At 34.9% G+C, this 6,827-nt stretch carries 4 protein-coding genes and 1 pseudogene; 3 read left to right on the top strand and 2 right to left on the bottom strand.

Annotation, left to right across the window (positions count from 1 at the left end; genetic code table 11):
* Window positions 1-75: 75 nt before the first annotated feature.
* A pseudogene (locus tag ACK5ON_RS06175) lies at window positions 76-438 on the bottom strand (ribosome maturation factor RimM); the annotation flags it as partial.
* A 14-nt stretch (window positions 439-452) separates the two neighbouring features.
* Window positions 453-1,154, bottom strand: a complete 702-nt coding sequence (locus ACK5ON_RS06180; protein WP_409820859.1) for a 30S ribosomal protein S16 — start codon at window positions 1,152-1,154, stop codon at window positions 453-455.
* A 200-nt stretch (window positions 1,155-1,354) separates the two neighbouring features.
* Between ACK5ON_RS06180 and ACK5ON_RS06185 the strand changes: the two genes are divergently transcribed.
* From ACK5ON_RS06185 to dnaE, 3 genes are all read left to right on the top strand, one after another.
* Window positions 1,355-2,065, top strand: a complete 711-nt coding sequence (locus ACK5ON_RS06185; RefSeq protein WP_409820861.1) for a DUF6252 family protein — start codon at window positions 1,355-1,357, stop codon at window positions 2,063-2,065.
* Window positions 2,066-2,194: 129 nt separating this feature from the next.
* Window positions 2,195-2,572 (top strand): RNA recognition motif domain-containing protein, encoded by a 378-nt coding sequence (locus tag ACK5ON_RS06190; protein WP_396173584.1) that lies wholly within the window; start codon window positions 2,195-2,197, stop codon window positions 2,570-2,572.
* Window positions 2,573-2,771: 199 nt separating this feature from the next.
* A partial coding sequence (gene dnaE, locus ACK5ON_RS06195; RefSeq protein WP_409820862.1) for a DNA polymerase III subunit alpha occupies window positions 2,772-6,827 on the top strand: 4,056 nt, incomplete at its 3' end.

Genomic DNA, 6,827 nt, shown 5'->3' on the forward strand with positions numbered 1-6,827 from the left:
GTCCCTGGGACGACGACGTCAAAGCCCAGGACAACCCCCACTATCAAATTGGGTGATGTTGTGGTACCCGATTACAATTTTCCCAAAAACGCCTATACGTTTGTCTTCAATTTCAAATCCAATCACTTCATGGAAATAAAATTTGTTGCCTGTAAGTTTTGGCAACATGCTTAGCGGAAGATAGATAGCACATCCAATAATGTTATCGGCTTCCTCTTCATTATCTATATCTTCAAAGTGAACACGCAAAAAATCATTTTTGTGCAGTGAACTACTTTCAATAAAAAATGGAACCAGATTATTGTTGAATTCAACAAATACTGATTCCATATTTTCATATAATTCGGGTTCGTCAGTATCTAAATAAACTAAGACTTCCCCTTTGAAACTAAATTTTTTAGCAATTTTACCTAAATAGAAACAATCTTCTTTACGCATAATTGCTTGAAGTATTATGCTTCTGCCTCTTCGCTAGCTTCTTCTGTAGCAGGAGTTTCTTCTGTTGCAGCCTCAGCAACTACTTCGGGAGCTTCCTCAACGGCAGCTTCTTCTGTTGCAACTTCAGCAACAACTTCAGGAACTTCTTCTACAGCTAATTCAGCAGCAGGAACTTCTTCAGTTACTACTTCGGCAGCAACTTCTGGTGCTTCATCAGCAACAACCTCCACAGCAGCTTCTTCAGCAACTACTTCTTCTACTTTTGCAGCTTCAACTGCAGCAGCAGCACGTTTTTCATTGGCCGCTTTTTCAGCTTTTAACGCTTTTGCTTTGGCCGCTTCTTGTGCTTTTGACAAACCTTCTTTTTTAGAATCAACTTTAGTTGCTTTTTCTTCTAACCATTTAGCCAATTTTGCATCAGCTTGTTCTTGTGTTAAAGCACCTTTGCGAACGCCACCATCAAGGTGATGTTTCAACAAAGCACCTTTGTAAGAAAGAATTGCTTTAGCAGTATCAGTTGGTTGTGCGCCATTGTGTAACCATTGAACCGCTTGGTCAAGGTTTAAATCAATAGTGGCAGGATTGGTGTTTGGATTGTAAGTTCCTAATTTTTCAAGGTATCTACCATCTCTTTTTGAACGAGCATCGGCTGCTACGATCCAGTAAAAAGGTTTTTGTTTTTTACCGTGTCTTTGTAATCTAATTTTTACTGACATAATCTTTTTGATTAATTTGAGGTACTCGACCTCGGTTATTTAAGGGCGCAAATATAGTTTTTTTTCGTAAATAAACTAACTGAATTTTATTTTTTTAATTATAACATCTCGTTTTGTCAAATTTTAATGTTATTTTTTTATAATTTTTTTAGCTTTTTTTTAAATTAAAAGTTATTTTTGTACTAAAATAAATTTATAAAATGAAAAGATTTCTGCCCCTACTATTACTTATTTTAGCTTTTCCTTCATGCCAAGAAGATGTGCGATTTAATACTCCAGGTTTTCAAGGTTTAAAAGACGATGTGTTTTGGAGAGCCAATGATGTTAGAGCTTATATTTCAACTACAGGTCAACTCAGCATTGAAGCTTTGACTCAATACGAACAAATAACACTGAATACTTCAAGTGCTAATGTTGGAACTTATGTATTAGGAACTACTAATAGTACTAATGCAGCTTCTTATACATCAAATTTTAATCAAGTTGAACTTGATTATGAAACAATAGCTGTTCCTGGACCAGTTTTAAGCATAAGTTTGGTTTCTGGAGGAACAGGTTATAGCAGCCAAACCTCTGTAGCAACAACAGGTGGTGCAGGAAGTGGATTAACCGTTAATATTGTAGCGAATGCTTCAGGTGTAGTTACTTCTGTAAATTTATCATCGCGTGGCAATGCTTATATAGCTGGAGATTTAATTACAGTTGCAGGCGGAAATGTGAATTGCAAATTTAGAGTATTAAATACCCAAAACAGCAATGGTGAAATAGAAATCACTAAATACGACAATGTAAATATGACCGTTACTGGGAAATTTAAATTTAATGCTTCAAATACTGGTGCTATTGGTAATCCAATTTTGAATTTCCAGTATGGGGAGTTTTATAAAGTTCCTATTTTTCCATCATTATAAAAAAAATAATTAGTCAATATTTTAACCATCTTCGGATGGTTTTTTTGTTAATTATATAATAAACTCCAAATTTATAGCGGTTTACGTTTTAAATGAACTATCTTTGTAAACGAATTTTAAATATACAATATGAACATTTTTGTTGGGAGTCTTCCGTTTAGTATAGACGATGCAGACTTAAGAGAATCTTTCGAGGTTTATGGTACGGTTAATTCCGTGAAAATTATTACAGATAAATTTACTGGAAGAAGTAAAGGTTTTGGATTTGTGGAAATGGAAAATGACACAGAAGCCGAAAAAGCAATTCAAGAACTAAATGGTGCTACTGTTGATGGTCGTACTATTGTAGTTAACAAATCAGAACCAAAACCAGAAGGAGAAAGAAAACCTTATAATAACAACCGTTCAGGCGGTTCAGGTGGCGGTTATAATGGTGGTGGAAATTCACGTGGTGGCGGAAGCTATAGCGGTGGAAATAGCAGTGGTGGAAATAAAGGAAGATACTAGTTACATTCTATTATAGATAGTTAAAAAGCCAACTCATTTGAGTTGGTTTTTTTGTATTTGTTGATAACTAAAGTTTATTCTTTGCACGTTAAAATGTAAATTTGGGAAATCCCAATAATCAAATTCCAAAATCAAAATTAAGGTTCTGAAAATCCTTTGTTTTGGGATTTGGGATTTAATTTTTTGAAATTTTTAAAGTATGTATTTAATTTTCGATACCGAAACTACCGGTTTACCAAAGCGTTGGGGTGCACCAATTTCAGACACTGATAACTGGCCAAGATGTATTCAAATTGCTTGGCAGTTGCACGATGCCATGGGAAATCTTTTGGAACATCAAGATTATTTAATTAATCCAGAAGGGTTCAACATTCCTTATGATGCCGAAAAAGTTCATGGAATTTCTACAGAATTAGCACAAGCACAAGGACACGGTTTACAAGAAGTCTTAGATAAGTTTAATGTAGCTTTATCCAAAGCCAAATTTATAGTTGGACAAAATGTGGGCTTTGATGTCAACATTATGGGATGCGAATTTTATAGAATAGGCATTCAATCGCCAATGAGTTCCATGCCGGTTTTAGACACCTGTACCGAAGTTACTGCTTCACTTTTAAAACTTCCTGGCGGAAAAGGCGGTAGATTTAAATTACCCACTTTAACGGAGTTACACAGTTACCTTTTCAATGTACCCTTTAATGAAGCTCACAATGCCACTGCCGATGTAGAAGCTACAACAAGGTGTTTTTTGGAATTAATTCGTAGAGAAATTTTCACCAAAGAAGAACTTGAAGTTGAGGCAGATTATTTCAAAGAATTCAATGAAAATAATCCGAAGGAAATAGAACTTATTGGATTGCAACACATCAATTTAAAACAAGCTTCTGATGAAATTCGAAAACAATTTCAAAACAAAGAAAAAAATGTTGAAACTACTAATGTTGACAATAAATTTCAACACAATTTAGCAGAAGTCAATTTTGTGCATCTGCACAATCATACTCAATTTTCAGTTTTACAATCTACCATTAGTGTTGCCGATTTAGTTAAAGCGGCAGTTCAAAACAAAATGCCTGCGGTGGCCATGACCGATCATGCCAATTTGATGGGTGCATTCCATTTTGTTCGCGATATTTTATACCATAATAAATCAGCTCAAGCCAAAAACAAACAAGCAGAAGAAAATGGTGAAGCACCATCGGAAACCATAGTAAAACCAATTTTAGGTTGCGAATTTTATGTTTGCGATGATTTAAAAGATAAATCCAGAAAAGACAATGGTTACCAAATTGTTTTTTTAGCCAAAACAAAAAAAGGATATCATAATTTGGCCAAATTATCATCTATAGCTTATACCGAAGGGTTTTATTATGTGCCAAGAATCGATAGAAAGGTAATTCAACAATACAAAGAAGATATTATCATCTTGTCTGGAAATTTATATGGAGAAATTCCAAATAAAGTTTTAAATCTTGGAGAAAATCAAGCCGAAGAAGCACTCGTTTGGTGGAAAAGTGAATTTGGTGACGATTTTTACATTGAATTGATGCGTCATAACCAAGAAGATGAAAACCGAGTAAATGCAACTTTAATTTCTTTAGCTAAAAAGCATAAAGTGAAAAAAGTTGCCACCAATAATGTTTTCTACATTAATAAAGAAGATGCCAATGCGCACGACATTCTGTTGTGTGTTAAAGATGGTGAAAAACAATCCACACCAATTGGCAGAGGAAGGGGCTATCGTTACGGTTTTGGAAATCAAGAATATTATTTCAAATCGGGAGATGAAATGAAAAAGTTATTTCATGATTTACCCGAAGCCATTACCACTACAGAAGAAATCGTCAATAAAATTGAAATCTTCGATTTATCCCGCGAGGTTTTGTTACCCAAATTTGAAATTCCACAAGAATTTTTAGTAGCAGATGATCAAACAGATTCAGGAAAACGTGGAGAAAATAATTACTTAGCACATCTTACTTTTGAAGGCGCAAAAAGAAGATATCCTGAAATCACAACTGACCCGAGCGATAACGAACGGGCGAAGCAAATCAAAGAACGAATCAATTTTGAATTAGAAACGATTGAAAACTCTGGGTATCCAGGTTATTTTTTAATTGTTCAGGATTTCATTGCAGAAGCCCGAAAAATGGGAGTTTCTGTTGGTCCAGGTCGTGGTTCTGCTGCGGGTTCAGTGGTGGCCTATTGCCTTGGGATTACCAACATTGATCCACTATTATACAATTTACTTTTTGAGCGTTTTTTGAATCCAGACAGGGTTTCACTTCCCGATATTGATATTGATTTTGATGACGAAGGACGTAGCAAAGTAATGGATTATGTAATTCAGAAATACGGTTCCAAACAAGTAGCGCAAATTATCACTTATGGAACAATGGCAACCAAATCCAGTATTCGCGATACTGCAAGAGTAATGGATTTACCACTTTTTGAAGCGGATAAAGTAGCTAAATTAATTCCTAGTTTAATGCCTTCAAAATGGAATTTATCCAGATTTTTGTCTGAAGATGAAGCCATTATTAAAAAATCATTACGACCAGAAGATTTTGAAAGAGTTAAAGAGTTAATTTCACTTTCAAAGCAAGGAAACTTATGTGCCGAAACTATAAATCAAGCAAAATTTTTAGAGGGCAATCTCAGAAATACCGGAATTCACGCTTGTGGCGTTATTATAACACCAAGTGATATTACCAATTTTGTTCCGGTTGCCACTGCCAAAGATTCCGATTTGTATGTTACCCAATTTGATAACTCTGTTGTAGAAAGTGCGGGTTTATTGAAAATGGATTTCTTGGGTTTGAAAACATTAACTTTAATAAAAGACACCATTAAATTGGTGAAATATAGAACAGGAGCAGCACTCAATCCTGATGAATTTCCAATTGACGATGTAAAAACATATGAACTTTTTCAGCGGGGAGAAACAGTCGGAATTTTTCAATACGAAAGTCCTGGAATGCAAAAGTATATGAAAGAATTAAAACCAACCGTTTTTGGGGATTTAATTGCCATGAATGCACTATACCGTCCTGGACCAATTGCTTATATTCCGAGTTTTATCAAAAGGAAAAATGGAGAAGAACCCATAACATATGATATTGAAGCGTGTGAAGAACTGCTAAAAGAGACCTATGGGATTACGGTATACCAAGAACAAGTAATGCTTTTGTCACAAAAATTAGCCGATTTTTCAAAAGGAGATGCCGATATTTTGCGTAAAGCAATGGGGAAAAAACAGAAAGATGTTTTGGATAAAATGAAACCAAAATTCATTTCACAAGCAGAAGCCAAAGGGCATGCCGCCGATAAATTAGAAAAAATTTGGAAAGACTGGGAAGCTTTTGCCGAATATGCATTTAACAAATCGCACTCAACATGTTATGCATGGATTGCATACCAAACGGCGTATCTAAAAGCCAATTATCCTGCGGAATATATGTCAGCGGTGCTTTCTAATAATATGAACGATATCAAGCAAGTTTCGTTCTTCATGGAAGAATGCAAACGAATGGGATTGCAGGTTCTTGGTCCCGATGTAAATGAGAGTTTTTATAAATTTACGGTAAATGATAGTTATGCGATTCGTTTTGGAATTGGAGCTGTAAAAGGTGTTGGAGCAAATGCAGTGGAAACCATTGTTCAAAACAGGAAAGAGGCACCATACAAATCGATATTTGATTTAGCCAAAAAAATTGATCTTCGTGCTGCCAATAAAAAAGCATTCGAAAGTCTAGCTTTTGCAGGCGGATTCGATTGTTTTGCTAACACTCACAGAGCACAATATTTTCATATAGAAGGCGAAGGAATAACGTTTTTGGAGAAAGCTATCCGTTATGGATCAAAATTTCAGGAAAATGAAAATTCCTCTCAAGTAAGTTTATTTGGCGAGAGTAGTGATGTTCAAATAGCTGAGCCAATAGTGCCGCCATGCGAAGAATGGAGTACGATGGAAAAACTAGCCAAAGAAAAAGAAGTAGTAGGAATTTATATTTCGGGGCATCCATTGGATGATTATAAATTTGAAATGAAATACTTCTGTAATAGTAAATTGGAGAATTTAAAAAATTTAAAAAATTATATAGGTAAGAACTTAACTTTTGCTGGAATTGTATCTAATGTGCAATACAGAACTGGAAAAACGGGAAAAGACTGGGCCAGTTTTACACTTGAAGGTTATGATGAGAATTTTGATTTTAGAATATTCAACGAAGAATATTTAAAATTCCGTCATTTC

The sequence above is a fragment of the Flavobacterium sp. genome (genome assembly GCF_046317795.1).
Taxonomy (GTDB): Bacteria; Bacteroidota; Bacteroidia; order Flavobacteriales; family Flavobacteriaceae; genus Flavobacterium.